Source organism: Enterobacter asburiae (assembly GCF_024599655.1).
Classification (GTDB): domain Bacteria; phylum Pseudomonadota; class Gammaproteobacteria; order Enterobacterales; family Enterobacteriaceae; genus Enterobacter; species Enterobacter asburiae_D.
In genome coordinates this window covers 2,068,251-2,094,286 of the sequence record NZ_CP102247.1, presented here as the reverse complement: position 1 = coordinate 2,094,286, position 26,036 = coordinate 2,068,251, and the positions used below count along the sequence as shown (strand labels likewise).

The window sequence follows — 26,036 nt, the reverse complement described above, 5'->3', positions numbered from 1 at the left end:
AAAATCCACGCTTAGGCGTGGATTTTTTTTCATAAATTACCGATTTTACGCCCTCTTGCGCAGATAGAACTCAAGGTATTTTTTAGGTCTATCCTGAAACGCACGCTCTTTGCCGTAGTTATAAGCATCGTTGAAATATTTATACGCTTCATCGAATTGATTCAACTCGTAACAGACCATACCGAGGTCGATTGATGGTGCAGTGTCTATATCCGATCCACGTGTGCGCAACGTCGTCTCTCCCCATTTCTTCGCCTCATCGTAATCGGCGAGATCAAAATATGCGCTGTACATGCACGCAGAGATCCAGTTGGCAAGTTCCCATTCAAGCTTTGGTTCAGGGAGAGCTTGCCATGCTTTTTGGTATTGCTCTAAAGCCTCAGCGTATTTTTTGTCATCGTGAAACTCGTTTCCTTTTTCAACAAAGGAGTTAATTTCGGATTCAATTTTTGGGTCTTCAAGATCTTTCATGGAACAATGCTCCTTCATTGGAAATATTGGGATTTTTCCTGTGGGCCAATAAAATCAGCGGAATCTTTATATCTATCAGGTAGCAGCGCTCCCTGAGACCGATTGTGGCCATAATATTCAAGCTCATAATTTCTGGAATCTCTCATAAAGGCTCTGACCTCACGAGATTTAGGACCATAGTAGCCACCCTTCTGATTCCAGTATTTAACTGCATCTGTTAAATGAGCCATGTCCGCATCCTGAATACGGTACCATTTACCATCAGTTGAGCTTTTAAATTGCATCCTATCGCCCGTACCACGAATACGTCCTTCTCCTCGCATTCGTGCGATTACTTCACGTCCAGTTTTACTATTTTTTCCCGGGGTTCTTCCCATAAATTTTTTACGGCAACTCAACCCCCACGGATCCACCCATCCCAGCGCATTCGGCGCATACTGGTAAAGGTTAATCCCCCCCGCCAACCCTATCGGGTCCTGCTGCGTAAACCGCCCGCAGTCCGGGTCATAATACCGGAACAGATTGTAGTGCAGCCCTGTCTCACGGTCCAGGTATTGCCCCTGCATGCGCAGGTTCTGAGAATATCCTGATACCTGCGTCTCGCTTTCCCGCAGCAGCTTGCCCCAGGCGCTGTTCACCCCTTCCCAGCGTACCTGCCCTTCGATATCCGTCATCCGCTCCGGCGTGCCGTTGGGCTGGCAGTGGAACCAGAAAATCTCCGGGGCTTCCACGCCGTCAATACGCGCCAGCGGGTCGTAGCTGTCCTGATCGCTGTAAACGTAGGTGAGCGGCACATCCCCGTGCACCTCCTGCAGCAGGCGGAACCCTTCCCAGACAAATCGGGTGGTGACCGGCTTGCCGGTTGGCTGTCCGCCCAGCATCTGGCGTCGCGTTTTGCTGATGCGTCGCCCGAGCGGATCGTAGCGGAAGCTGACCTGCGTCTGCGGCTTGTTGCGGTCCCGCGGCTGGCTGATAACCTCCGTCAGGCGATGTTCACCGTCGTAGCGGTAGTGCCAGCGGGTCTGGCCGTTATCTTTCTCCACGGTGCGGCCGTGGATGTCATAGCGCCAGCGAATGCCGTTCATCTGCGTCAGGCGGTTGTGCGTGACCTTCTCAGCAGAACCTTCGAGCGGGTTACCGGCAGCGTCCCAGCGCCACTGCTCCTGTCCGGGCAGCGTCCCGTCCTGAACGAGCAGGCGCCCGGCGCTGTCGTACTGCCAGCGGTACCAGCTGAACGGGTTATCGTCCCGCTCTTCCCTCACCAGGTTATTGCGATAGTCGTAATCCCAGCGGCGGGACCAGCGGCGCGGCGACGGGCGCTGGGCATTGCCGGTAAAGACGTCCCGGCGATGCAGCCGACCAAGGCGGTCGTATTCGCTGCGGGTGGTCAGCAGCCCCTGAGTGCGGCTGGTCTCGCGGTGGAGTTCGTCACGGGTAAAGTCGGAGACCGACAGCTTATCGAGAGCAATGCTGAGCAGATGCCCACTGCCGTAGTAGAACTGCTTTAGCTCGCGGCCATCGGGAAGCGTGACGGAGGTGCGGTTGCCCAGCGCGTCATACTCCCACGCCAGCTCGCCGTGCTCGCCCGCTTCACGTGTGACGCGACCAAGCGCGTCATAGTCAAAGGCGAGCTCCTGCTCTGCCTCGGTGGTCCATGCGTCGGCTGAAAGCGCAGGATGCAGCCCTATCCGGCTTAACAGCCCGGACGGAGTGTAGCGGTAGCGTGTCTGCCCTTCCGGCGTGGTACGGGCGACCAGCTGGCCGCTCGCGCTCCAGACGAAGGCGTGGGTAATGGCCTCCGGATGACCGGCGGCAAACGTGCGCGCTATCGTGCGCCCGCAGGCGTCGTAGCGATACTGCGAGGCTACGCCATCGAGCCCTACCTCTTCCAGCAGCAGCGAATCCGCGCCCCAGCGGAACTGATACGCTTCGCCGTTTTCGTTTTCCAGGGCAATCAGACGCCCGCGGCTGTCCCAGCGGCGACGCACCTCTTCGCCCTTGGTATTGCGCGTCGCGGTTAAGCGCCCTGCCTCATCGTATCTGAACTCACTTTCTTTACCGTCGGCGCCAGCATGCTTCACCGGCAAGCCACGTTCGTTCCATTTGAGCGATTCCGTCCAGCCTTCCGGACGATCGAGCTGTACCGGACGCCCTGCGGCGTCGTAGCGATAACGGGTCTCTTCACCGTCGGCGCTAACTTCAGCCACCAGCCAGCCCAACGGATGATAGCGGTAGCGGGTAATACGCCCGGAACAGTCCGTCGCACGAACGATCTGCCCGGCCTCGTTGTACTCCTGGTAGCGGCTGTTTCCGGCGGCATCGACCTCTTCGACGACCTGGCCGAACGCGTCCCGGCGCAGTTGCGTGGTCTGTCCCATCGGGTCCACCACGCGCTTCAGCCCGTGATGTTCGTCGTACCAGAACCGGGTGGCGCTGCCGTCGGCTTCGATAATGGCCGCAGGAAGCGCGCGGTGCTCCAGCCAGGTGGTGGTGCGGGTATTGCCGTCGGCATCGGTCTCCTGAACCCGGTTGCCCATCTCGTCATAGACGAAGGTGACGGCGTTTCCGAGCGGATCGATGCGACGCGTCAGAAGCTCGTTGTCATCCCACTCGTAGCGCCAGTTTTCACCGCGCTCGTCAACGTAGCGGACAATCAGATTTTGCGCGTTCCAGTAGTGGCGGCGCGTCTGACCATCATAGTGCTCAACGATCGTTAACCCGGCAGCTAAATCGTAGCTAAAGCGGCATCCGTCACCGGTGCTGGTGCGGTTTTCCACCACCCGCCAGTGATCGAATTTTTTCCAGCGGTATTCGCTCTCCAGGCCGCCCGGCATCCGGTGCCAGACCATCAGCCCGTGGTCGTTATAGCGGTATTCACGCGTCACCACGCCGGAGGCATCCGTCGCGCTTGCCAGCTGGCCGCGCGCGTCGTAGCCCCACTGCATCAGCGGCCATGTCTGGTTGCCGTCGAAATGGCTGGCAGCGGTAGCGCGCTGCGGGAATCGTTCATCTTCATAGCGCAGGGTGACGTCTATCGCCCGCGGCTCGTCGTGAAGACCAACCAGCCTGCCGTGCTCGTCCCACTCCGTCAGCAGCGCGTTGCCGTATTCATCGCTGAGGGAGGCCAGACGCAGGATGGATGGATTCGCCCGGGTCGGTTTATACAGACGCCATACCGCACCGTCATCGTCGGCAATCGCCACGTCGCCGTTCTCATTACGGCGGATAATGATGCCTTCGCTGATGCTGTAAAACGCGCGGTCGACAGGCGGCAGCTCGAAGCTCAGCTCGCGCCCGGTTTCATCGAACCAGGTGGCATTGTTTTCTTCCAGCGCCAGATAGCTGTCAAAGGTGGTTGCCCAGCCCAGACCAAATAGCCCTTCGCGGGTGGTCAGGCTGTTGTAGCTGCGCTGCCAGTGAAGCGGGAAGCGCCCCGGCAGCGAGAAATCGAGTTCGTCGTCGTCATTCAGCACCTTCACGCCGGTGGCGGCGTGAACAGGGTGCGAGGAGCCAAACACGGCATTTACCGCCATATCGGCCAGCATCCCGCCGCCAGCTGAAGCCAGTGCACAGGGCATGTTTTTCAGGATCTTGCCCGGACGCCCGCGCAGCAGAGAGAGCGCAATCATCCCCAGCGCCAGACCCGGCGTTTTACCGCTTTTGATATCGCGGACCGTGAGCGTGTCCCCGCCTATGATCACGTTCGGGGAGACATCGTCGGAAACGGTACCTTCGCAGGTAGTGCGATCTTTCGCGCGCACCGCGGGCTGCCCGTTGATAAAGACGCTTTTAGAGCCTTCCGCCAGATACTGCGGCCCGGAGTGCTTTTCGCACGCCACCTTGTCTTCTTCCAGCGGCGAGGTTCCCGCGGCGGCAGAGGCCACGCTCGGCTGCCACATTTCGCTGCCAAACTGTCCGGCGGCGGAAAGCAGCATGCCCGCGTAATCGGCAAAGCTGCCCGGCGACTGCGGCTCAGGGGACGGTGTATCGGCGGGCGTCAGCGTGCCTGCCGCGCGCGCGGCGGGGATTGCGTTGGTGAGAACATTGCTGGAACCGGTTGTGATTTTACCCGCAGGCGACGGCGGGAAAAGCGCATTGCCTAACCCTTCCGCGGCGTTGCTGATATCGTCGGTGATCCCCGCCACGTTCGCCAGCACGCCGCCAATGATGCCGCTTAACAGACAGCTGGATCCAATTGCTGCCACGCCTGCAGCTGCTGCCCCCGCCCCCAGCAATGGCGCCGCTACGGTTGCTGCTGCGCCCACCGCCGCGCCGATCACCGCATAGGCGGCACCTTCCGCAACAATGCTGGTGATGTCAGCAAAAATGCTGGAGTGAATAATCTCGTCGCCCTTACGGGCCGCGTTGTTATCGCTCATGCCTTACACATTCCGGTTGTCGTTTAGCGTCAGACTCTGCTTAAGCGCGCTCCAGCGCACCTCGTCCTCTTCGGTGAATGCTCTGAGTGCCGAGAGGGTAAAAATCATCAATACCGGTTTGCCCGGCGTCTGAATGGCCAGCTGTTTTTGCCACAGGCGCTGGCCGTTACGGTCAAAGGTGGTTTCAACTTCCAGCCCGTTAATTTTTCCGTCAGGCCCGGCCTTTACGTTCCGGAATTCACTCTGGGCAATTTCGCCCATCTGAGGACGCAGCACATCCCACTGGCGGTGAAACTCTTGTTCATAGTTGCTGCCATCCGGGATAACGCCGCGACTGACTACCACGGACAGCCCGCTTTCGTCATCGCGAATAATGTTCATGCTGTTATCCTGCCAGGCAGCAGGAAAAAGGGAAAACGAACCTTCCTGGAGGGTGTATTTCATAAGTGAACTCGGGATGATTAATATGGTGAGAAACAAGAAGGCCAATCCATGCTGGCCCTTTGGCTGGCTTTTTTATTATTTAAGCCACTGGCCTGACTGTTCGACTAAAACATGGCTGCCTTTGCTGACAACCAATTTCGCGGGTGCATACGTCACGGTGTAAACGGTCTCGCCATTCTTGTACGTTGAGCCGATTATTTTACCTGCGGAGTCGTGCAACGTTTTTCCCCTTAAGGAGATCGTACTGTTATCGCTTTTACGCACGCCGAGATAAGCCATCTGGTTACATTCGCTATCAAAATGACCGCACGTATTTATCAGCGAAATAGAGAACTTTTCGGTGTCGAGATTTCTGGTTTCAGCGCTATGAACCGAAGCGGCTTTACGTAACGTATAACGCAGCGGAGCATAATAATTTCCTTTATGAGGAGGAGTAACTAAGCGCCATTCCATTTCACTCCCCTTTATTTCCAGAACAGCCCGTCCGCCTACGCCGCCAAACGATGAGTTGAACTCAACGTTGGCACGATTGCCTGCGATCGTACCGCTAAGATTACGCTCATCATCTTCCGGGCAATCTATACGGTTTCCTCTCTGGGTGATATAGCAATAAGTCCCGGTGATACGGTTGCCTGATTCAGCTAACCGCAGGGTTAACGTTGAGTCGTTCTCGTATTCGCCAGCCCATTCTCCGTCAAACGCGAGGCCTGATTGGCTGTTCGTTGCAAAATGCATCGCATTGAATCTGGCGGCCCATTGCTGTATATCGGCATGAATAACCGGGCTATTATCAGAAGACTGGTAATGAATAACGTCCGACTCCGGAACCACCCAGGCCGCAAAGATTTTGCCGTCAGGATTGATGACCAGCGCTGACGCATTCTCCTGGTAGAGATCCTTTAGCCAGCCTTCGACAAACAATCCTCCACCTGTGGTGGTATGCGGTTCACCGAAGACATCAAAGTTATCAATAAAGGTCTGGTAATGATTTCCCAGCGTCTTCCTGAGATTGTCTTTCACTTCGCTATCGTTAACGATGCGACTTACCGTATCAAGCTTATTGTATTGCGATAATTCAAGCGCTGTTGACGTTTCAACGACGCCTGTCAATAAAGCGGTGAACAATACGACTGCAAGATATTTTTTGGTCATAAGTCACTCTGAAGAACCATTATCGTAATTCATTGTTATTTTTACAACCTTACTGTCCTTAACCTCAAAAGAGAGTAATTTCTTACCCAATTCATACGAAACCCACTGCTCCCCGGAGTCATTTTCGACATGGCCACCACCATAAGCTTTATCAAGTTCATTTATTGTTGAACCAATATGGATCCCGCGAACTGTTTTGCCTTCCGGAGCAGTTAGCGTTATCTGCGCCACAATATATTCATCAACACTTCGCTCGGTTTTATCCCACCAGAGATTGGAACTGAATATTTTTAAACCAGTCTTCTGATGCTGGTAGAATTTATAGTTCGTTCCGTCAAAAAGAACCTCACCGACAAAACTACCTTCCACAGAAACTGCAATTTTACGCGCAACCTCAGAAGTCCATCTATCGCCCAGTGCCACAATCTGGTCTTTTATCTGCAGAGAAAAATCCTCTTTAGCCAGAATGGGCGGCATAGTCTGAGCCACTACTTCATAACTGCTCAGAAAGGTAGACATGAGAGTAAAAAAAAGAGAGACAGAAAGGCGTTTTTTCACGTTAATCGTCATTTGCTGGATAAATATTATGCTACTCACCACTTTAAAAAGCGGTGAGTAATGAAATAAGCATTTTAGTCAGCGCTAATAGCGACCCCACCCAAGCAGTCAGGTTTTTTTACCGTGAAACTGAAGCTTACTTTTTGTCCATTCATATCCTTTGCCGCTGTATAACTGGTCACTTCGTTCTCCGAACGGCCTCGTGGATAATCAGTTAACGTCAGTTGCGGATAATGTTTTTTAACAGTGTCGAGAGTGATGCACTGGCCGGACGGTGAAAAATTCAGTAACGGTGCCATACCGTCACTTTCTTTACTTAAACGTAAATCAATTGCAGTAATGTTCGTTCCATCCGCCAGTTTGATATCGTCGGCATTGTAGAAATTGATATATTCATTCTGTTTCGTTAGCTTGAATGATAACGGAGCGTTATCCAGACTGTTAACGGACAACGTTTTGAGTGATGCGCTCATTTCTGAAATGAACTGCCAAAGATCCTGTTTCTGCATGTTACCACCTGCCATTCCCGTCGTTAATAAAGCCGCAAGCACCGCACCCGTTTTTAGACTATGGATAATTTTTATCATACCAACCGCCATAATAATCTTCGTAATATTGCCCTGTGGTAGACGTTTGTTCGCCTTTGCCAAAGATACGGCCTATCTGCGTACGCGCTTCACTTTCCTTTATAGCCCCACGTTCGAGAGAATCATAGATACGATTATATTGTGTCTGATTTGCTGGATTGCCTGCAATACCGATATCCCCGCCCTTGTTGGCTATGATTTCGCGTTGGACCCGGATATTGTTCAACGTTGCAGCGCCTTCATCACTGAGTGTGCTGTTGAGATAGGCGTCGCGCGAAGAAAAATCAATGTTGGGTTCATATAAAGCGTGACCACTTTCATGTGACAGAGACTGAACGACTGCATTCGGGTTACCGAGCTCATTTTTATCAACGGTAATAACGCGCTTTTGACGATTGGCAAACGTCCCCTTGCCTGCTTCACCTTCTTCAAATGTCCAGCCTCGTTTCTTTAACGTAGCTATGTCATTTTTCATAGTAGGTGATTTATCGACAAGACTATCAACATCCTTTCCATATCCGCTTGAAGGAACATTGGATGCTTGAGGCGTAGCGTTTTTAGAAGTTTCGGCAGGTGCGCTGGCAGCCACACCAGCCTTACTCTCCTTTCCCGGCGCAAATTTCTCCTGCACCGCCGCATCAATATCCCCTTTATGCTCAGAACCCGGTGCTGTAGTGCCCGGCTTGGTTCCCGAGGTATTCAGGTGCAGCTTACCGCCCGTGGTGATATACCCATCCCCTTCCACGAAGAAGTTAAACTCTTTGCCGATCAGGTTAATCTTGCCGTTAGCATTCAGTTCAATCGCGCTTTCACCGGAGACCAGCCGCAGCTTCGTCCCGGAAGCAATCACATACTGCTCCACCGCTGCATCCAGCTTGCCTTTCCCCGTCAGGATCTCGGTCCCGCCTTTCACCGCCTGGGTCTGATTCGCTTCCACGCGATGCAGCTCGTTTTTCTTCACGTAATGGCTGCGCGCCCCGCCGACGCTGTGCGTTTCATCATTTTTAACGCTGGTGTCCATGTTGCGTTCGGCCTGGATCCACACCTGCTCTGCGCCCGCCTTGTCCTCAAAACGCAGGGCGTTGGCGTTGTCCACGGAGCCCCCCTTAGAGCGGCTCATAAAGCCCATCTGCGTGGCCGCGGCAGGCAGCGCCCACGGCGGCATGCTCGCGTCGTTGTACACGCGCCCGGTGATAATCGGCCGGTCCGGGTCGCCGTTGATAAAGTCCACCACCACCTCGTCGCCGACGCGCGGTATTTGCACCCCGCCGTAGCCCTGGCCCGCCCACGCGCTCGACACGCGCACCCAGCAGGAGCTGGTGTCATCGCCCTTCGCCAGGCGGTCCCAGTGGAACTTCACCTTCACGCGACCGTATTTGTCCGTCCAGATACTCTCGCCGTTCGGGCCCACGACTTTCGCGGTCTGGGGGCCGTAGGTGCGCGGCCACGCCGTGGTCTGCGCCGGACGGTACACCACTGCCGACGGGATCACCGTGAAATCGGTGCGGTGAATGGTCTCCCCCTCGCCGCTGGCGTAGCGGTTCTCTTCGAGGTGGTAACCCGCTGCCGTCACCAGATACTCGCCGTTGTCGCTGAAGAACGGCGCGTTGGTTAACGTGAAGGTGTGCCCTGGCGCAATCCCCGCCGCCGTCGCGGTGGCCTGAATCTGCTGATGCTCAACCTGCCAGCGCTCCTGACGGATGCGGGCATAGAACTCCCCGTGCCCTTTATCCACAAAGCGCCCCGGCCAGTCGTACACGTCGATGCTGCCCGGCTTCGGCGACGCCGGGTTCTGCTGGGCCTGGAACAGCCACGCGTTCGGCTTGCGGAAGTCATAGTCGTCGAGGCTGTAAATCCCCGGCGTCACGCTGTCCTCCAGCGCCCACTGGCTGATGCCCTCTTCATCCGTGCTGCCGCCTGACGGCGTCTGGTGGTAAGGAATGACCTCATAGCCGCTGAACGGCTGATGCTGCGTGGCAGCGTCGGTGAGAACCAGGGTGTGTTTATCCGCCTCATGTCTGAAGTGATAGGCAATCCCCTCCAGCTCCATCAGGCGGCTGATGAAGTCCAGGCTGGACTCCTGATACTGCACGCAGTAGTCCCACACCCGGTAGCTGCCGGTGAGTTTGTCCTCAACGTTGACCTGATGCTCACCGAGCAGGGTTTTAACAATCTGAGGTACCGTCTGGCCCTGGAAAATACGCAGGTTACGGTCGCGCTTCATCGGCCACAGGTCCGGCTCCACCGTCAGCTGGTAGACCGCATAGCGGGTGCCCGTCAGCTCAACGGCGCTGACCGCCACGCGGGTAATCTTGCCGTTAACATAGCGGGAGGTCAGCAGATTCTGCGTCGGGATGGTCACCGTGACCGGCTGGCCCAGCAGCTTGCTGCGGTCGATGCGCGCGTCCGTGCCGAGCACGGTCAGCGTCAGTGCGAACGACTCGGACATCGCCTCGCGGCCCGTCAGTTTCCAGAACAGAAGCCCCTCCACCGGGAGCTGAACGGTAATTCGGTTGAGCATAATCTTTATTCCATCTAGCTTATGCGATTCAGAAAAGAGGTTCGCATCTGTGACTGAGCGTAATTCTAAGGATTCACCAGCCAGGTGCCCGGCTTGGTGATATCCAGCGTCTGGCCACGCGTTCTTCCGTTGCCCTGCAGTTCAATCTTCACTTCACCGGCTGGCAGCTTGAGCGATGCATAGCCGTTGGTCGCCGGACGCAGTGCTTTTGGCTCGCCGTTCACTTTCAGCGTTTCGCCGTCCTGGATACGGATATAAACCAGCGCGACCGGGCTGGTGTCGACAGGCGGTGGAGTCTGTTGGGCCGTTGCCTGCTCGCTCACCTTCGCCGTTTCCGGCTTCACGTCTGGCGTGTTCGCGGCGGTTTCAGCCGGGCGCGTCTCTGCCGGTGCCTGTGCAGCCTGCTCAGGTGCATCGTTACCGCCGCTGAACAGCATCGCCCCGGCGACAATACCCACCAGCACGCCTGCGGCGACCATGCCCGGGATCTTGTAGCGGCGCCAGTCGAGCAGCGAAGCCGGTTTTTCGTCTTCGACCGGAACCAGCATCGTGCCGGGCTTTTTCGCCGTCAGCACGTCGTTGATCCCGGCGACCGGCATCTCTATCAGCGCGGCGAACTCGTCGATTGACTGCGGACGGTCCTCCATGTGCAGCGCCAGCGCGCGGTCGATGGCCTGCAGCAGCGGAATGGAATAGCCCTGCGGCATGATTTCCACCAGCGGTTTGCAGGTATCCTGAATAGAGCGCACCACGCTGACCGGCGGCGGAGAGCCCACAATCAGGGTACGCAGCACGGCGCCCAGGGCGTAAATATCCGTCCACGGCCCCTGCTCGCTTTCGTTATCGTCGGTGTACTGCTCAATCGGCGCAAAGCCCGGGCGCAGCATGGTTTCCGTTTCGTCGGAGAGGTTACCGATGGTGCGGCGCGCGGAGCCGAAATCAAGCAGCACCGGCAGGCCATTATCCTGGATCTGGATGTTATCCAGAGAGATGTCGCGGTGCAGGTAGCCTTCGTTGTGGATGGTCTTGATCGCACCGAACAGCATCGGCAGCGTGCGGCGGATCCAGGCTTCGTTGATCAGCTCCGGCTTTTCTTCGCGCAGGCGAGAAAGCGTGGTGCCGCTGTAAAACAGCGTCCCCATGTAGGCCGTATCGTTTTGCACCCAGAAGCGCAGGACGTGCAGCAGGTTCGGGTGGTTAAAGCGCGCCAGCAGACGGGCTTCCTGAATGAAGCTGTTCAGGCCTGCGGAAAACGCTTTGCCAAAGCGCTCGCTGCGCAGCACCAGGGTCATGTCGTCGCCGCGCACCGCGAGCGAGGAAGGCATAAATTCTTTGATAGCGATAGTGCGTTCGAGCTGGTGATCCCACGCGCGATAGACGATGCCAAAACCGCCGCCGCCGATCACCTCTTTGATTTCAAACTCGTTGAAGCGGTACCCGACCGGGAGCGCGTTTGGGACAGTCCGATTGTTATCATTATCCGTCATCTTTTACAGTTCTCTTGATGATTATTACGCGGCAAACTGACAGTGAAACTCGCCCTGATCGCAGGTGACGTGCAGACGTCGGTACTGCTCGTCGCTGCGGCTGGCGGTAAGTAATATCTGGCTCATCTGAGGCAGCAAGGTGTTGGTCAGAATAGCGTCCACCATGCGGCCGCCGGACTCCACCTCGGTACAGCGCTGAACAATCTGTTCCACCACGCTGTCGTCAAACTCAGAAATAATGCTGTGATTCTCTTCCAGACGACGCTGAATGCGCTTGAGCTGCAGGCGAACAATCTGCCCCAGCATCTCGTCGCTGAGCGGGTAGTACGGCACCACCAGCAGGCGGCCCAGCAGCGCCGGCGGGAATACTTCCAGCAGCGGCTGGCGCAGGGCGCCGCTTAACGCCTCAGGCTCCGGCATCAGCTCCGGATCGGCGCACATGGCGCTAATCAGGTCGGTGCCAACGTTGGAGGTCAGAATAATGATGGTGTTACGGAAATCAATGTGGCGCCCCTCGCCGTCTTCCATCCAGCCTTTATCAAAGACCTGGAAGAAGATTTCGTGAACGTCCGGGTGCGCTTTTTCAATTTCGTCCAGCAGCACCACGCTGTACGGGCGGCGGCGCACGGCCTCGGTTAACACGCCGCCTTCACCATACCCTACGTACCCCGGAGGCGCACCTTTTAAGGTGGAAACGGTGTGCGCTTCCTGGAATTCGCTCATGTTGATGGTGATAACGTTCTGCTCGCCGCCGTAGAGGGATTCGGCGAGCGCCAGTGCGGTTTCAGTTTTACCGACGCCGGACGGGCCGCACAGCATAAAGACACCCACCGGTTTGTTGGGATCGTCGAGCTTCGCCCGCGAGGTTTTCACGCGGCGGGCAATAAGATCCAGACCGTGACGCTGGCCGATAACGCGCTGGTTCAGCGTGTCGGCGAGGTTGAGTACCGCGTCGATCTCGTTTTTCACCATCCGGCCCAGCGGGATCCCGGTCCAGTCAGAGACCACCGCGGCAACCACGTTTTCATCCACCGCCGCAAACAGCAGCGGTTCATCACCCTGCAGGGCGTTCAGCGCCAGCTGCTGTTCCGCCAGCTGGCCGCGCAGCTCGGCGCTATCTTCCTCGCCCGCCGCGAACAGCGCGGCGCGCAGGCGAATAATCTCCTGCACCAGGCTGCGCTCTTCTTCCCAGCGCTGGGCCAGGGCTTCGCGTTTTGTCTCATACACGTCGCGTTCGGCGAGTAAAGCGGTTACGCGCTCGGCGTCACCGGCTCCCACGCGCGCTTCGCGCTCAGCGATCTCAATTTCCACGTCCAGCGCGGCAAGGTGGCGCAGGCAGTCTTCGAGCTGCGCAGGGGGCGCGCTCTGGCTGACCGCGACGCGGGCGCAGGCGGTGTCGAGCAGCGCAACGGCTTTATCCGGCAGCTGACGCGCCGGGATGTAGCGATGCGACAGCTTCACCGCCGCGCTGACCGCTTCGTCGAGCAGCAGCACCTGATGGTGCGTCTCCAGCGGCGACACGGTGCTGCGCAGCATCAGAATGGCTTTCGCTTCGTCCGGCTCGTGAACCTGCACCGTCTGGAAACGACGGGTCAGCGCCGGGTCTTTCTCGATGTACTTTTTGTATTCCGCCCATGTGGTGGCCCCGATGGTGCGCAGCTGTCCGCGCGCCAGGGCAGGCTTCAGCAGGTTCGCCGCATCGCCGGTCCCCTGCTGGCCGCCTGCGCCAATCAGGGTGTGGATCTCATCGATAAACAGAATAATTGGCGTGGCGCTGGACTGCACTTCATTGATTAACGCCTGCAGACGGGCCTCGAACTCGCCTTTCATGCCTGCGCCTGCCTGCAGCATGCCGATATCCAGCAGCCACAGCTGAATGTTTTGCAGCGGCTCCGGGACGTCGCCGTCGGCGATACGCAGCGCCAGCCCTTCCACCACCGCCGTTTTGCCGACCCCGGCTTCCCCGGTCAGCAGCGGGTTGTTCTGGCGGCGGCGCATCAGGATATCCACCATCTGGCGGATCTCCTCGTCGCGCCCGACAACCGGGTCAATCTTCCCGTCGCGGGCGCGGGCGGTCAGGTCCTGGCCGTACTGGGCCAGCGTCCCCTGCGCAGCCGGAACCGCACCCGCCGGTGCATCGACGGCGGCAGCGGCCTGCTGCGTCTCTTTGCTGTTGGCGCAGATAGCGTCGAACTGCTCAATCAGCACCTCGACGTTAAGGCGGGTGAACTGTGACGAGATGCTTTTCAGCACGTTCGCCAGGTTCCAGGTTTTGAGCATGCCGATCAGCAAATGGCCGCCGCGAATGCGGCTGACGCCAAACTTCAGCGAGCCGAAGACCCAGGCGCGCTCCACGGCGCTGTCGATGTGCTCGGAGAGATCGGAAACGGAACTCGCCCCGCGCGGAAGCACATCCAGCGCCGCCACGATATCGCGCGTCAGCTGCTGTTCATCAAGGGCAAAGTGGCGGATGACCTGCTGCAGATCGCCATCCTGCTGCTGCATCAGCTGATGCAGCCAGTGCACCAGCTCAACATAGGGGTTGCCGCGCAGCTTGCAGAACGCAGTGGCGCTTTCCAGAGAGGTAAATAACAGCGTATCCAGTTTGCCGAAAAGCACGGCACGGCTAATTTCTGACATGTTCGGTTCCATTGATAACAATGCGTTAGAAAAATTATCGCTCTGCGCAATACACCAGATCGCCACGCGGGATTGGCTGAGGCTGAAGGCCCAGCCAGGTGTTATAGCCTAATCGCCCATTGCTGCCGAGCGTGGTGCCCTGCACCGCGTCTTCACGCAGGATCACCCGCGTTTCCCATTCAAACTCCACCCCGGCGTACTGACGCACCCAGTCGCGCAGCTCGGTGACCCACGCTTCACCCGGCAGAAAGCGGTTGTACTCCTCCGCGCTCAGCGGGCCAATGTCGATGCGAAACTTATGCTGCACGTCGCGCACCGCAATGCCGAGAAAAGCGGATTCCCCCATGCGCGGCATGCGGCGTCCTGCGCCAAGCTGCGCCTGCTCGCGCGTGGAGAGCGGCATCCACTGCGGCACGTTGCTCACCAGCTTAACCGGCGCTTTAAAATAGTTGCGCAGGATCTTCTCCAGCCCCTCCGGGTCCCGCCCGTGGCGGGTCAGGTGTCCGGCGTGGGTAAAGCGGGCATGCGAGCTCAGGCTGCCTTTGTTCATCTGCCCCGGCTGCCCCATGCCAATCAGAGACGCCAGGTAGCCCTCAAAGCGCCTGTTATCAGCGCGATCCAGAGAGACGGCCGGCTGCGCATCCGCCCAGGCGCGGTAAAACAGCAGCGCAAGGCGGTGATGGAACAGATCGGCAAACGCGCTGAGGCTGGTGTCCTGATGATGATAAATACGCTCGCGGGCGTATTCGGTCATGTGGACCGGCAGCGGGCCGTTCGGGCCAAACAGGCCGAAGCTGAGGATAGACACCTCATGCAGCCCGCTTTCCTCCCGCTGACGTACCTGAGCCAGCGTCGACGGCGCAAAACTCATCGACGGCTGCTGGCCGATGCGCAGCGGCTCAAATTTCGGCAGCGGCGCGCGTCCCAGCGGGTAGCGCTCGCCGCCCTGGGCATCAATGCGCCTTAGCAGCTGAAACAGATCGTAGCGCCAGGGCGTCTCGCGGACGCCGTGCCAGAACGCATCCGGCAGCCGGGTCAGGCGATGCACGCGCAGCGGTGCGGTGGCAGCGTCACTCATATCAGCGCCCTTTTACCCATACGCGGCGCCCAGTAGCCAATCTCGCCGCGCTGCTGACTCTTCAGGGTGAACTCCGTAAAGCTGTTGATAGACACCAGACGGGCAAAGAGACGTTCCATCACGCTGCCAAAGAGCCACGGACTGGCGCCGGAAAAGGCTCGCTCATCTACCGTCAGGGTAATGCCGATCCCGCGGGCGAAAACGACCGGACCGGGTTCAGGCACGCGGCGGTGAACCGGCTCCAGCACGCAGTGGCGTACCCCCTCCACCTGACGCGCAACGGGCGTTTCTGCCAGGTTGGCGTACAGCCCTAACAGCTGGCGCAGCGCGGCCGCACCCTCTTCGTTTTCGCTGTCCATCAGGCTGAGATAGTTCATCTGCAGCTGGCTGATGAGCCGCCAGGTGCTGAACCCTTCTGCCAGCGCCGGACGCGGCGGCGTCGGGCCTTTACGCAGGGTGAGGGATTTCACCGGCATGGAATCGGCCATAATGAACTGCCCGAGCTCCTGCTGCAGCATCAGCGGCAGGTCGCGGCTGGTGCACAGCACCTCGGCAGAGATATAGCGCAGGTTTTCCTGCCACGGGGCGTGCTGTTCATCCACCAGCGAAACAAACACCTCTGAACCGATGTAACCGGTGCGGGTACCGTAGCGCAGGGCGTGCTCGGACAGCACGCGCTGTTCGCGGCGCAGAGAAAAATAGGCTCCATAGTTGCCCGCGTCGCCGCTCCAGGTGCTCCAGAAAGGACGAAACGTCTGGTCATCACGCTGGCCGTCCGCGCTGCCATAGATTTTTTTGACCGCGTAAATTTCATAATCCAGCGGACGGATGTTATCGACCACCAGATGATATTCATGCTGGCCTTCATTCAGCTTCTGACGCGCCGCGACCTTGGGGAACAGGTTGATGACCGGCGTACAGTGCAGCGCCAGATGGCTGGCATCAACCACGCGCTCCAGCTGTTCATCCGACTTATCCAGCAGAATGAAGATGTCGAAGGCTTTTTCGCCTTCACAGCGCTGGATGAGCTTGCTCAGACCGCTGAGGCTGATGAAGCGGAAACGGGCCGGAAAGGCGAAATACTCCTGCAGCAGGCGGTAGCCGTCAAAGTTGCGCAGATCGTCCGGAAGCAGCGCCTGGTCAGGCTCAAAGCCCTCCTGGCGCAGCGCATCCGACGCCAGCAGCTGTCGCTGCGGCTGCGGGCTGACCGTCTGACAAACGATCCCGGCGTGGTGCTCCATCACCAGCTCCAGCAGCTTCAGCGCCTCAATATCCGGACCGCCGAGGAAAAATTCCAGGCGGTCGAAATCCAGGTGCCCGAGGTTTTGCGGGCCGTCGCAGGCGATGCGGATCCGTAAGGCGCTGTTGATCCCCTGCTGGCTCAGCCCCAGCTGCGCCAGCGGCAGATCGGCGGGCACGCCGCCCAGCTCGACCTTGTCGATTTTCAGCGGCAGCAGGTTGACCTCGTGCGCCGTGGTATAGCTGCAGGTCACGCCGGTTTTTTTCAGCGCCAGGCTGTCCATCATGGTGCCGCGCGGCACAATGAAGCCCTTGCTCAGGTCGCCCCGGCTGCTGTCGGGCTCAATCTCCGCGATCGCCATCGACGGCGTAGGCGCGAGATAGTTAGGCGCAATCATCTCCAGCAAACGCTGGGAGAAGCGCGGGAACTCCGCGTCCATTTTCATCTGCACGCGGGAGGTCAGGAAGGCGAAGCCCTCCATCAGACGTTCGGTATACGGGTCCGCCACTTCGATGCCGCGCATGCCCAGCCGCCCGGCGACCTTAGGATAGCGTTCGGCAAACTCGGCTCCCATTTCGCGCAGGTAGGCCAGCTCACGGTTGTAGTATTCGAGCAGTTTACTTTCCATGATTACCCCGCATCTTTCAGTTCAAAATGGCCGTTTTCCAGATCGACATCGGTACGAAACAGAAACTCCAGCGGGTACGGCACGCACCACAGACGCCCTTTGATCTCGATGGAGAGCACGTTGTGCAGATCCAGCGAGGAGGTATCCGACACGCAGCGGACCTGCAGCCCCTGCGGCAAAATGCGCGGTTCGAAATTGATGATGGCCTCGGTGAGCTTGCGCTGGATATCGTGCCATTCGATATCCGACATTCTCTTTCCGGCCAGCGGCGCGACGCCGAAGTTGACCACCGAGCGGTTCACGTGCGGCAAGGCGCTCAAATCGCCGGAGGCATCGTGGTTAATGGTATTAAACAGCCACTGAAGATCGCGCAACACATTGCGGCGCAGGGCGGCGTGGGTGATCAGATTGCTATTGGCCGACTCGCGTTTTTTTTCCGGGTCGTTATCGGTGAGGCGATCCAGCAGCGAGGGCTGCATTTTGTCGCGCGCCCCCACCTTCTCCTGCCTGCTGCGGGCTTGCCAGCCGCTGCGCAGCAGATCGCCTTCGCCAGCGGGATTACTCATCGGCTCCATCCGTCGCAAACGTCACGAAGCTTAAGGACAGCAGCGGGCTTTCGCTTTGCTCGCTCAGCCAGGCTTTCTGGCCCATCCCTTCGTAAAGGGTGCCGTCTTCGTCGAGCGGCTGCCATTCGGTGGTGCGGCCCAGTTTGATCGCATCAGTGGCATCGGCAGCAAAAGGATAACGCGCCGGGATCTGACACACCTGCTCCGTACCGTCGGTCAGGCGCACCAGCGCGTGACGCCAGACCAGATCGGTCACGCTGGCAGGCGCCTGGAAACGGATCTCCGCGATAGCGCTAAACGGCAGCCAGAAATAACGGCCGTTCACGATGGTTTCGCAGACCGGGCCGAGACGGGCGTCGCCATCCATCAGCCACTCGAAAGCCTGCGTCTCCTCGTTTTCGAGGGTGATGTGGCCGGGGGTGGCCTGAGCCCGATCGAGGGCCTCCAGACGCAGCGCCCTGGCGCGTTCGCCCTCCTCGCTCAGCGCCGCGGCCAGGGTAGTCAGCCACGGCCACTGGGCTTCAGGCATGGCCGGACGCGCCTGTCCCGCCATCACCTGCGCGCGCTGCAGCTCGCCCTGAATGGATTGCTCCAGCAGCGTGACGGTAGGCTTCGCCTGAGGCTTTAGCGCCAGCCAGCTTTTCAGCTGGGTCAGCGCACGCGTCCAGTTGCCGCTGAGGGTTAAAAACTGCACGAACGCGGCGCGAAGGTCGGCATCCGCCGGACGGGCTTTGATTTCAGCCTCAAGGCGCGTCAGCGCATCGTTGAGCGACTCGCCCGCCAGGCGTTGATAGAGCGTATTCATAGCCATTCCTTAATTCGCCGCGCGCCATGCGCCGACGGCCGGATCGCGCAGCTGGGGACGCAGGGTGTCAATCAGAACGATATTCAGCGGCGTGCCGGGTGCGACCCAGGCGCTCCAGGTCTTTTTCACCGCCGCGATGCGCGCCTGCAGTTTTGCATCATCGCTGGCGATTTCACGTGAAATCTCCACTGCTACGGTGCCGTTGCTTTTCCAGCTGTTCAGGGTGTTATCGTAAGGCAGGATCATCCAGCTCTGGTCACTGTTAGGCGTGCTGAATACCATGCGCTCTTTGTTGACGGAGGTGATCAGCGCGTTTTCAGGATCGGCGCTTTGATTCAGCCCCGTCACCGGGAAGCCATGGATGTAGGTCACCGCCATCTCTTTCTGTCCGCCGTTGCGGGACTGCGAAACAACGGTGTGTCCGCTCAGCCAGCTGCCGTTACCGCAGCGGGTGGTGTCAGAATCCGGAATAAAGAGCGCCGGAGCGGACGCGCCTCCTTCCCAGAAGGTCCGAAGGTGGCAGCCGTCCTGCAGGGTAAATTCCTGCCATGGGGTGCGGTCAGCAGCGACAGTGCGGGACGCCACGTTCTGGTCTGGCGGCAGTAACGCGCCGCTGGCCGGGGTTGCGGTGACGGTCGCAGCAGGCACGGCCTGCTCCTGTTTCACCACCAGCGCCCAGTCCTGCGCTTTGCCAGCCGTGCCCTGCGCCAGCGTGGTACCCGCCGGGTCGTTGAGCGTCCAGCTAAGCTTATTCACTTTGCTGCACTGGTGTTCCAGCAGTGCGCCAAGACGCGGCACAAAGTTCTCCAGCACGGAGACGTCTTTCTTGCCGTTCGCCACGATACGCAGCGCCACCTCAGGCTTACACCAGCTCTGCGGCGTGTTGTCTTTAATGTTGTCGATCCAGATATCCAGCTTCTGCGCAGGAGACTGCACGATGCGGAAATTCTCAGCCTGCGCGGTGGAGGTGACCGCCAGAAGTGCTAAACCCGATAGCCAAAGTTTCATATCGTTCCTTGTGTGTCTAATCAGTTCCGCAGGGAAGAAATTGTGCTGCGTCAGAGAGGGTGTGCAGCAAAGTGGTGTCCTGAGGGTTGCCCATCCATACCGCCAGGGCAGTATAGTTATCCTGAGCATTCCCCTCCTGTTCGCCATTCTTTTGAATGATTTGGTTCATTAAGGTCAGCCACTCCTGCGGCGTATTGACCATATGCAGCGACTGCTTCATTTGCTCTTCGCTGACGCCGTGCCAGAACCCATCGGTGCACAGTAAAAAGGCATCGCCGTCTTCAACCTGCACCACGTCGCTGTAGCTCGCTTCCGGCCCGCCGTTTTCAATCCCCAGCGCCAGATAAAGCAGGTTGCTGTTCAGGTTGTCGGTCTGGTGCCCGGCATCTTTCATCTGCTGCACCAGGCTGTGGTCGGTGGTCACATGCCACAGCCATCCCCGGCGAAACAGGTACAGGCGGCTGTCTCCGGCATGCGCCCAGTAGGCCAGCCCGTAGTCACGGTCAATGAACAGGCTGACCAGCGTCGTGCCCATCCGGCGATAGTCCTGCACGGCCTGCTGTTCGCTGAGGATAGTGCGGTTTGCCGTCTGAACGTAGTCGCGGATATGCTGCGCGTTAAGATGTTTGTCGCCATCGAAGCGGGAGATGATGCTGTTGCGGGCCAGCTCTGCAGCCACCTCACCGCCCGGCAGGCCCGCGATGCCGTCGCAGACGACAAAGCAGGCTGAACGTTCCCCTATGGTTTCTCCCGTCTGATCCTGGTTGCTGGCGCGCGTCCCCTGGCGGGAGAGAGAAGCCGTTGCGATATTCATTTGTCTTCCGATCCGCTCTGTGAGTCTTTGTACTGATTTACCTCCATGTCGTACGCATGAAGGAAGGCCTCGCCGAACAGGGTGTGGAAGTCATCCTCAATCTCGCCAGCCGTCTCGCCATAGCTGCGTACAAAATAGTCCCACAGGGCGGCTTTGCGGCTGCCCGGCAGCGCCAGACGAGAGGTCATCCCGTTCTGCTTCGCCTGCTCTTCCAGCTGTTCCGGGTTAAAGGACTGCAGCATCGCGGCAATAATGGCGCGGATACCGGAGATCATGCCCAGCTGGTGCGCCTGCAGATCGATCAGCGCGTCGCGCACGGATTTTGTCGGCGGCATAAAGCCCGGCATCGGGGTGCCGAACATCTGGATCAGCACGGTTTTGCCGGTCGGCAACAGCTTGAACGGGTTGTTGGCATCGTCCAGCACCATGGTCATATCGGCTTTCACGCCGCGCTTGAGAATGGAGCGCGAAGAAAGCAGCGCCACGGTTCCCTGAGAGAACATGCCGAGGATCTGCCCCAGCTGACGCATGTTTTCACGGTCAAACTGCGGGACGGGCTGCATTTCGCTCAGCCCCATCCCTTCCAGCAGCGCCTCCAGCAGCTCGCCCTGCAGCACTTCGCCCTTCTCACCGCTGTTCGCCGTGGCGGTTGGGGCGGCGGCGTTATTGACCGGGTCTATGCGCAGGCGTCCCTTCGGGGCCTGAGCGCTGCTGCGCGCAACGGCCTGTGGCGTTGGCATGGTGAATCCTGCGTAATCCGGTCGCGCGGGCTCTTCTTCAGCACGCGGTTCTTCCTGCGGCTCAGGGGCGAACAGCGGAGAATCGGCCAGCACGTCCTCTTCCTGCGCAGGTTCCGGCACTGGCGCAGGCTTTTCGTCAACAATGTCATCCGGATGGGTTAACGGTGCCCCGCCCATCAGACCGAGCGGGTCGTCATTACGCGCGGCTGGCGCGCTGGCCTTACCGCCAAACAGGGCCAGCGGATCGAGCTCATCCGTCGCCTCTTCTTCTGGCTTAACGGGGCTATTCTCGCCCGGCGGCACCAGCGTTGACGGGGTGACGTCGTCAAAAATACTCTCTTTTTTGAACAACGCTTCGTCGCTGAACAGCGTGTCCGGGTCGACATTCTTACGCTCGAGCTTTGGATCGCTGTCGTTGAACATCGCCAGCGGATCTTCGGCGTTACGCTCCGGGGCCGCAGGCTGGGAGAACGGATCGTGCGATGCAGCAGGCTGCGGTTTTGTGCGGTTGCTGGAGATGCTGTCGGAGATGGAGAACTCCTGCATCAGGCTATCCCAGATCTCCGTTGGCACGGCGGTCGGCTCAGCCTTGCCGCGCGGTGCGGCACTCGCCGGTTTCGGCTGTGGAGCGGTCGCGGGTGCGGGTGTCGGACGCGACTGCTGATGCATGCTGGCCGCCATTCGGCTCACGGGCTGGGTATCGTGGATCAGTTCGGTCACTTCGATACGGTAGTCATCAATACCGAGAATGTCGCCATCCTGCAGTTCAACCTGACGCCCTCGCTCCAGCGGAATGTCATTTAATACCACGCGGGTGACGCTACCACGGTTGGTCACGCGGCATTCGCCCTGGGCGTCCACGTGAACAATCGCCTGCAGACGAGAGATGGTGCGGTCATTGTCCGGCAACACCAGATTGTTATCCGTACCGCGCCCAATGGTGCCGCCCGGGGCGTAAAAATCACAGCTGCTTTGCGGCGGCTGATGACCGGGTTTCGTAGAAATAATCGTGAATCGCATGGCGTATTCCTGCTGGTATGATTAGCGCTCAAACGCTGCCGCTCTCGGGACGAGAACGGCGGCGTTTGGGGCCGATTCCATCTGTTCTATTCTGGCGTTTTGAGCGGACGAATCGCGTCGCTATTGGCGATTAAGCTGCACTTCAAAACCTGATAATGACCCGGTTCAGTACCGCCCACTTTCTCTTTCAGTTGAGAAGCAATCACCTTGTCAGCTTTTTCAAAATTCTCAGCAGGCAAATCGCTTGCTTCGAGCCAGGCGGCGGCGCTGGCCTCTGCATCAGCTCTCAGGGCTTTGCTGTCCGCAATCTTACCGATACACCGGTTTTGCACCCAGTTTTCAAAAATTTGTTGCTGCGAAAAAGCGCTGATATCAGGCAGCGTTTGGGCATAAGCAACAGAGGCATTTAATGCCAACACGAGCAGCAGTAGACGTTTCATTTCAGACTCCAGAATGTTGCGTTGGTAGGAATAAATGAACCATTTCCTGGAGAACCAAGGAAATGACAGTCATCAGAGCAAATATTTCCATTCCAGAGTGTTACATGCCCGGTTGCATCGCTCCAGCCGTGACCGGTAAAGATGATAATACCTTGCTTACCAGCAAATTGGGCAGGCGTTGGGGAAGAGACTGACATATCTGCATTGCCCAGTACCGTGGGTAGAAATGCAATCATATCTTTAACGCGGAACATATAGCGCTTTTTGTCGTTTCCGGTCACTGTCGCATATTTGCTATTAGAAGGAATCGGAATGCCACAATAATTCAAGACGTAGCTCATACGTATTGGGCAGGCATTTTTAAAAATACCGGCGTCGATATTATGCTGAACTTTTCCACCCAATAACTTGCCAACCTGTTCTACGTTTACGTTCACTTCTCTGAATCGGTTCCAGGCGGCGCCAAAAGCAGGACGCATTTGAGACATCTCATTTCTCCTTGATAAGAAGCTCAGGATAAAGTGAGCCCTTTCGGGCCCACTATTATTATGCTTCTTTGTTTTCTTTGATGTTCCAGCCAGCGCTGCTTTCAGCACCTTTACCACCAGAAGTGGTCTGCTCCCAGTACTGCTGTTTCACTTTCGCAGCCTGGAATGCATAGGTCACACCAACGGTATCGCCGTTGTCTGCACCGGTGTACTGAACAGAAGTGACCAGCACATCTTCCAGCGTAATGCGGGAGTATTCCACCTGCTGGCCGCCGGCTTTACAGACGGACAGCTCAACTTTAGTCAGGTGTTTACCGCTGGCGCAGTGTTTCAGGACAGCTGTGGTGGATTTGTCGATCAGCGCGTTTACGTGCAGGTCGTTAAAGTTAACTTTACCGGCACCGCCGCCACCGCCAACGCTCATATTACCTGGCTGGGAAGCGCCCCAGGAGAAGGAGGTAATATCAGTCCAGCCGGTGTGGTTAGAATCTTTAGATTCGCCCGTAACACCCTCGACCTTCAGAAACATATCAATAGCCATAATATCTACTCTTCGTGGATGAACAATATTGCTTTCGAAAAAGCACTTATATGGCAAACAGGAAAGCATGGGGCTGAATAAAACCGTCCATATTTTACCTCTGCCTCACATCAAATGACCCGTGTCATTTGACAGTCTTACATTCCTTCGAAATAACGGAAGGAATGTGAAGTCATTATTACCGTGCGTTATTCTGGAACCTGTTAAGGACAGCATTAACAATTTAGCCGTCTTTCTTGCCGGGTGGCGCTGTGCTTACCCGGCCTACATTGAGCAACGATATCAATAGATTGCACGTTTCATCGTAGGCCCGTGCAAGCGTAGCGCCGCCGGGCGAAACTCACTAAACGCACGTTGTCAGCAGTCTGACGCTTTTACGCGTCTTTCGTCTTCAGCGACGGCAGTTTAGAAACCAGACGCAGGGAAACGGTCAGACCTTCCAGCTGGTAGTGCGGACGCAGGAAGAACTTCGCGGCGTAGTAGCCCGGGTTGTCTTCAATTTCCTGCACCTGCACTTCCGCAGCCGCCAGCGGTTTGCGGGACTTGGTCTCCTGAGAAGAGTTCGCCGGGTCACCGTCCACGTAGTTCATTACCCAGTCGTTCAGCCAGCGCTCCATCTCTTCGCGCTCGCGGAAGGAGCCGATTTTGTCGCGCACGATGCACTTCAGGTAGTGGGCAAAGCGGCAGCAGGCGAACAGGTACGGCAGACGAGAGGCCAGACGCGCGTTAGCGGTGGCATCCGGGTCATGGTACTCAGCCGGTTTCTGCAGCGACTGCGCGCCGATGAAGGCGGCAAAGTCGGAGTTTTTGCGGTGAACCAGCGGCATAAAGCCGTTTTTCGCCAGCTCGGCTTCACGACGGTCGCTGATGGCGATCTCGGTCGGGCACTTCATGTCCACGCCGCCGTCATCGCTCGGGAAGGTGTGGCACGGCAGGTTTTCCACCGCCCCGCCGGACTCCACGCCGCGAATCGAGGTGCACCAGCCGTACTCTTTGAATGAGCGGTTGATGTTGGCGGCCATCGCGTACGCGGCGTTCGCCCAGGAGTAGCTGTTGTGGTTCGCGCCGTCGGTCTGCTCTTCGAAATCAAAGCTGTCGACCGGGTTGGTGCGAATGCCGTACGGCAGGCGCGACAGGAAGCGCGGCATCACCAGGCCCAGATAGCGGGCATCTTCGGATTCACGCAGTGAACGCCAGGCCGCGTATTCGGTGTTCTGGAAGATCTTGGTCAGGTCGCGCGGGTTAGCCAGCTCCTGCCAGGACTCCATCTGCATCACGCCCGGTGCGGTACCGGTGATAAACGGACAGTGCGCCGCAGAGCCGATGCGCGCCATTTCGCCCAGCAGCTCAACATCCTGCGGGCTGTGGTCGAAGTAGTAGTCGCCCACGATGCAGCCAAACGGCTCGCCGCCGAACTGACCGTACTCCTGCTCGTAGATTTTCTTGAAGATCGGGCTCTGGTCCCAGCCCACGCCCTTGAACCGCTTCAGGGTGCGGCCCAGCTCCTGCTTGGAGATGCTCATAAAGCGGATCTTCAGCATCTCGTCGGTTTCAGTGTTATTCACCAGGTAGCTCAGACCGCGCCAGGCGCTCTCCAGCTTCTGAAACTCGTCGTGGTGAATGATCTGGTTCACCTGCTGCGACAGCTGCTCGTCGATACCGGCAATCAGGTTCTGAATGGTGCGGTAGGTATCATTGGAGAAGGTGACGGTATTTTCCAGCGCCTGCTGCGCCAGGGTTTTGACCGCGCTTTCTACGGCTGAACGGGCCTGATCGGTTTTCGGGCGGAACTCTTTGTTCAGCAGCGCGCTGAACTCATCCTGGCTGAACGCCTGACCCGCCTGCTGCTCATGTTGTTGAGTCTGGTTGCTCATCGATTATTCCTCGCTACCTTTCGCGCTTTCGTCATTTTTCGGCAACTGGCTCAGGGATTTGAGCAGCGTCGGATCCTGCAGAATTTTAGCGATCAGCTCTTCCGCACCGTTTTTGCCGTCCATATAGGTCAGCAGGTTGGAGAGCTGGGTACGTGCTTCCAGCAGCTTGTTCAGCGGCTCAACCTTGCGGGCCACCGCATCCGGCAGGAAGTCGTCCATGCTGTCGAAGGTCAGATCAACATTGAGCTTGCCTTCGCCGGTCAGGGTGTTATCCACCTGGAACGCCACGCGCGGCTTCAGCGCCTTCATGCGTTCGTCAAAGTTGTCGATGTCGATTTCGAGGAACTTACGCTCGTCGACGGCCGGCAGATTTTCCACCGGTTTGCCGACCAGATCGGCCATGACGCCCATCACAAACGGCAGCTGAATCTTACGTTCTGCACCGTAGATCTCTACGTCGTACTCGATCTGCACGCGGGGGGCACGGTTACGTGCGATGAATTTCTGCCCACTGTTACTCATTGCCATGATGTTCTCCATCAAAGATGCGCGGTG

21 protein-coding genes are annotated in these 26,036 nt (G+C 58.0%); all 21 read right to left on the bottom strand.

Annotated features, from left to right (window positions below):
* Positions 1-45: 45 nt before the first annotated feature.
* The gene (locus tag NQ230_RS09855) at positions 46-471 is read right to left on the bottom strand and encodes a hypothetical protein (RefSeq protein ID WP_023336006.1); all 426 of its coding nucleotides are present in this window, start codon (positions 469-471) and stop codon (positions 46-48) included.
* 14 nt (positions 472-485) lie between these two features.
* The gene (locus tag NQ230_RS09850; RefSeq protein WP_257260963.1) at positions 486-4,850 is read right to left on the bottom strand and encodes an RHS repeat-associated core domain-containing protein; all 4,365 of its coding nucleotides are present in this window, start codon (positions 4,848-4,850) and stop codon (positions 486-488) included.
* 3 nt (positions 4,851-4,853) lie between these two features.
* Positions 4,854-5,294, bottom strand: coding sequence for a DcrB-related protein (locus NQ230_RS09845; protein WP_159514385.1), 441 nt, complete (start codon positions 5,292-5,294; stop codon positions 4,854-4,856).
* 75 nt (positions 5,295-5,369) lie between these two features.
* Positions 5,370-6,446 (bottom strand): Ivy family c-type lysozyme inhibitor, encoded by a 1,077-nt coding sequence (locus NQ230_RS09840; protein ID WP_252030214.1) that lies wholly within the window; start codon positions 6,444-6,446, stop codon positions 5,370-5,372.
* Positions 6,447-6,449: 3 nt separating this feature from the next.
* Positions 6,450-7,004 carry a hypothetical protein gene (locus NQ230_RS09835; protein ID WP_257260960.1) on the bottom strand — a complete coding sequence of 185 codons (555 nt, stop codon included), beginning with the start codon at positions 7,002-7,004 and terminating at the stop codon, positions 6,450-6,452.
* 74 nt (positions 7,005-7,078) lie between these two features.
* Positions 7,079-7,603, bottom strand: coding sequence for a hypothetical protein (locus tag NQ230_RS09830; protein ID WP_257260959.1), 525 nt, complete (start codon positions 7,601-7,603; stop codon positions 7,079-7,081).
* Complete coding sequence (locus tag NQ230_RS09825) at positions 7,572-10,112, bottom strand: type VI secretion system Vgr family protein (protein WP_159514388.1); 2,541 nt, start codon at positions 10,110-10,112, stop codon at positions 7,572-7,574. Before NQ230_RS09825 ends, NQ230_RS09830 begins: the two co-directional genes overlap by 32 nt.
* Positions 10,113-10,177: 65 nt before the next feature.
* On the bottom strand, positions 10,178-11,599 hold the full coding sequence (locus NQ230_RS09820; protein WP_159514389.1) for a serine/threonine protein kinase: 1,422 nt from the start codon (positions 11,597-11,599) through the stop codon (positions 10,178-10,180).
* A 24-nt stretch (positions 11,600-11,623) separates the two neighbouring features.
* Positions 11,624-14,239 carry a type VI secretion system ATPase TssH gene (gene tssH / locus NQ230_RS09815; RefSeq protein WP_257260957.1) on the bottom strand — a complete coding sequence of 872 codons (2,616 nt, stop codon included), beginning with the start codon at positions 14,237-14,239 and terminating at the stop codon, positions 11,624-11,626.
* Positions 14,240-14,273: 34 nt separating this feature from the next.
* Complete coding sequence (gene tssG, locus NQ230_RS09810) at positions 14,274-15,317, bottom strand: type VI secretion system baseplate subunit TssG (protein ID WP_121424085.1); 1,044 nt, start codon at positions 15,315-15,317, stop codon at positions 14,274-14,276.
* Positions 15,314-17,185, bottom strand: coding sequence for a type VI secretion system baseplate subunit TssF (gene tssF, locus NQ230_RS09805; RefSeq protein ID WP_193940711.1), 1,872 nt, complete (start codon positions 17,183-17,185; stop codon positions 15,314-15,316). The genes tssG and tssF overlap by 4 nt, the downstream gene beginning before the upstream one ends.
* A gap of 2 nt (positions 17,186-17,187) precedes the next feature.
* Positions 17,188-17,751: a type VI secretion system baseplate subunit TssE gene (gene tssE / locus NQ230_RS09800; protein WP_063143864.1), complete on the bottom strand. Its 564-nt coding sequence runs from the start codon at positions 17,749-17,751 to the stop codon at positions 17,188-17,190.
* The gene (locus NQ230_RS09795) at positions 17,744-18,556 is read right to left on the bottom strand and encodes a type VI secretion system accessory protein TagJ (protein WP_257260955.1); all 813 of its coding nucleotides are present in this window, start codon (positions 18,554-18,556) and stop codon (positions 17,744-17,746) included. The genes tssE and NQ230_RS09795 overlap by 8 nt, the downstream gene beginning before the upstream one ends.
* 9 nt (positions 18,557-18,565) lie before the next feature.
* On the bottom strand, positions 18,566-19,564 hold the full coding sequence (locus tag NQ230_RS09790) for a hypothetical protein (RefSeq protein WP_257260954.1): 999 nt from the start codon (positions 19,562-19,564) through the stop codon (positions 18,566-18,568).
* 16 nt (positions 19,565-19,580) lie between these two features.
* A complete protein-coding gene (locus NQ230_RS09785; RefSeq protein ID WP_014884226.1) occupies positions 19,581-20,378 on the bottom strand; it encodes a PP2C family protein-serine/threonine phosphatase in 798 nt (265 codons plus the stop codon).
* Positions 20,375-22,138, bottom strand: a complete 1,764-nt coding sequence (gene tagH / locus NQ230_RS09780; RefSeq protein WP_257260952.1) for a type VI secretion system-associated FHA domain protein TagH — start codon at positions 22,136-22,138, stop codon at positions 20,375-20,377. The genes NQ230_RS09785 and tagH overlap by 4 nt, the downstream gene beginning before the upstream one ends.
* Before the next feature lie 86 nt (positions 22,139-22,224).
* A complete protein-coding gene (locus tag NQ230_RS09775; RefSeq protein ID WP_257260951.1) occupies positions 22,225-22,578 on the bottom strand; it encodes a T6SS amidase immunity protein Tai4 family protein in 354 nt (117 codons plus the stop codon).
* Positions 22,575-23,066, bottom strand: coding sequence for a type VI secretion system amidase effector protein Tae4 (locus NQ230_RS09770; protein WP_121424099.1), 492 nt, complete (start codon positions 23,064-23,066; stop codon positions 22,575-22,577). Before NQ230_RS09770 ends, NQ230_RS09775 begins: the two co-directional genes overlap by 4 nt.
* A gap of 58 nt (positions 23,067-23,124) precedes the next feature.
* Positions 23,125-23,607 carry an Hcp family type VI secretion system effector gene (locus tag NQ230_RS09765; protein ID WP_063143858.1) on the bottom strand — a complete coding sequence of 161 codons (483 nt, stop codon included), beginning with the start codon at positions 23,605-23,607 and terminating at the stop codon, positions 23,125-23,127.
* Positions 23,608-23,981: 374 nt separating this feature from the next.
* On the bottom strand, positions 23,982-25,481 hold the full coding sequence (tssC, locus tag NQ230_RS09760; RefSeq protein ID WP_023336028.1) for a type VI secretion system contractile sheath large subunit: 1,500 nt from the start codon (positions 25,479-25,481) through the stop codon (positions 23,982-23,984).
* 3 nt (positions 25,482-25,484) lie between these two features.
* On the bottom strand, positions 25,485-26,009 hold the full coding sequence (gene tssB, locus NQ230_RS09755) for a type VI secretion system contractile sheath small subunit (protein ID WP_008502644.1): 525 nt from the start codon (positions 26,007-26,009) through the stop codon (positions 25,485-25,487).
* Between the last annotated feature and the right edge of the window lie 27 nt (positions 26,010-26,036).

Coding starts and splice junctions, on each gene's coding strand:
- NQ230_RS09855 (WP_023336006.1), bottom strand. CDS start 471: ATGAAAGATCTTGAAGACCCAAAAATTGAATCCGAAATTAACTCCTTT.
- NQ230_RS09850 (WP_257260963.1), bottom strand. CDS start 4,850: ATGAGCGATAACAACGCGGCCCGTAAGGGCGACGAGATTATTCACTCC.
- NQ230_RS09845 (WP_159514385.1), bottom strand. CDS start 5,294: ATGAAATACACCCTCCAGGAAGGTTCGTTTTCCCTTTTTCCTGCTGCC.
- NQ230_RS09840 (WP_252030214.1), bottom strand. CDS start 6,446: ATGACCAAAAAATATCTTGCAGTCGTATTGTTCACCGCTTTATTGACA.
- NQ230_RS09830 (WP_257260959.1), bottom strand. CDS start 7,603: ATGGCGGTTGGTATGATAAAAATTATCCATAGTCTAAAAACGGGTGCG.
- NQ230_RS09825 (WP_159514388.1), bottom strand. CDS start 10,112: ATGCTCAACCGAATTACCGTTCAGCTCCCGGTGGAGGGGCTTCTGTTC.
- NQ230_RS09820 (WP_159514389.1), bottom strand. CDS start 11,599: ATGACGGATAATGATAACAATCGGACTGTCCCAAACGCGCTCCCGGTC.
- tssH (WP_257260957.1), bottom strand. CDS start 14,239: ATGTCAGAAATTAGCCGTGCCGTGCTTTTCGGCAAACTGGATACGCTG.
- tssG (WP_121424085.1), bottom strand. CDS start 15,317: ATGAGTGACGCTGCCACCGCACCGCTGCGCGTGCATCGCCTGACCCGG.
- tssF (WP_193940711.1), bottom strand. CDS start 17,185: ATGGAAAGTAAACTGCTCGAATACTACAACCGTGAGCTGGCCTACCTG.
- tssE (WP_063143864.1), bottom strand. CDS start 17,751: ATGAGTAATCCCGCTGGCGAAGGCGATCTGCTGCGCAGCGGCTGGCAA.
- NQ230_RS09795 (WP_257260955.1), bottom strand. CDS start 18,556: ATGAATACGCTCTATCAACGCCTGGCGGGCGAGTCGCTCAACGATGCG.
- NQ230_RS09790 (WP_257260954.1), bottom strand. CDS start 19,564: ATGAAACTTTGGCTATCGGGTTTAGCACTTCTGGCGGTCACCTCCACC.
- NQ230_RS09785 (WP_014884226.1), bottom strand. CDS start 20,378: ATGAATATCGCAACGGCTTCTCTCTCCCGCCAGGGGACGCGCGCCAGC.
- tagH (WP_257260952.1), bottom strand. CDS start 22,138: ATGCGATTCACGATTATTTCTACGAAACCCGGTCATCAGCCGCCGCAA.
- NQ230_RS09775 (WP_257260951.1), bottom strand. CDS start 22,578: ATGAAACGTCTACTGCTGCTCGTGTTGGCATTAAATGCCTCTGTTGCT.
- NQ230_RS09770 (WP_121424099.1), bottom strand. CDS start 23,066: ATGTCTCAAATGCGTCCTGCTTTTGGCGCCGCCTGGAACCGATTCAGA.
- NQ230_RS09765 (WP_063143858.1), bottom strand. CDS start 23,607: ATGGCTATTGATATGTTTCTGAAGGTCGAGGGTGTTACGGGCGAATCT.
- tssC (WP_023336028.1), bottom strand. CDS start 25,481: ATGAGCAACCAGACTCAACAACATGAGCAGCAGGCGGGTCAGGCGTTC.
- tssB (WP_008502644.1), bottom strand. CDS start 26,009: ATGGCAATGAGTAACAGTGGGCAGAAATTCATCGCACGTAACCGTGCC.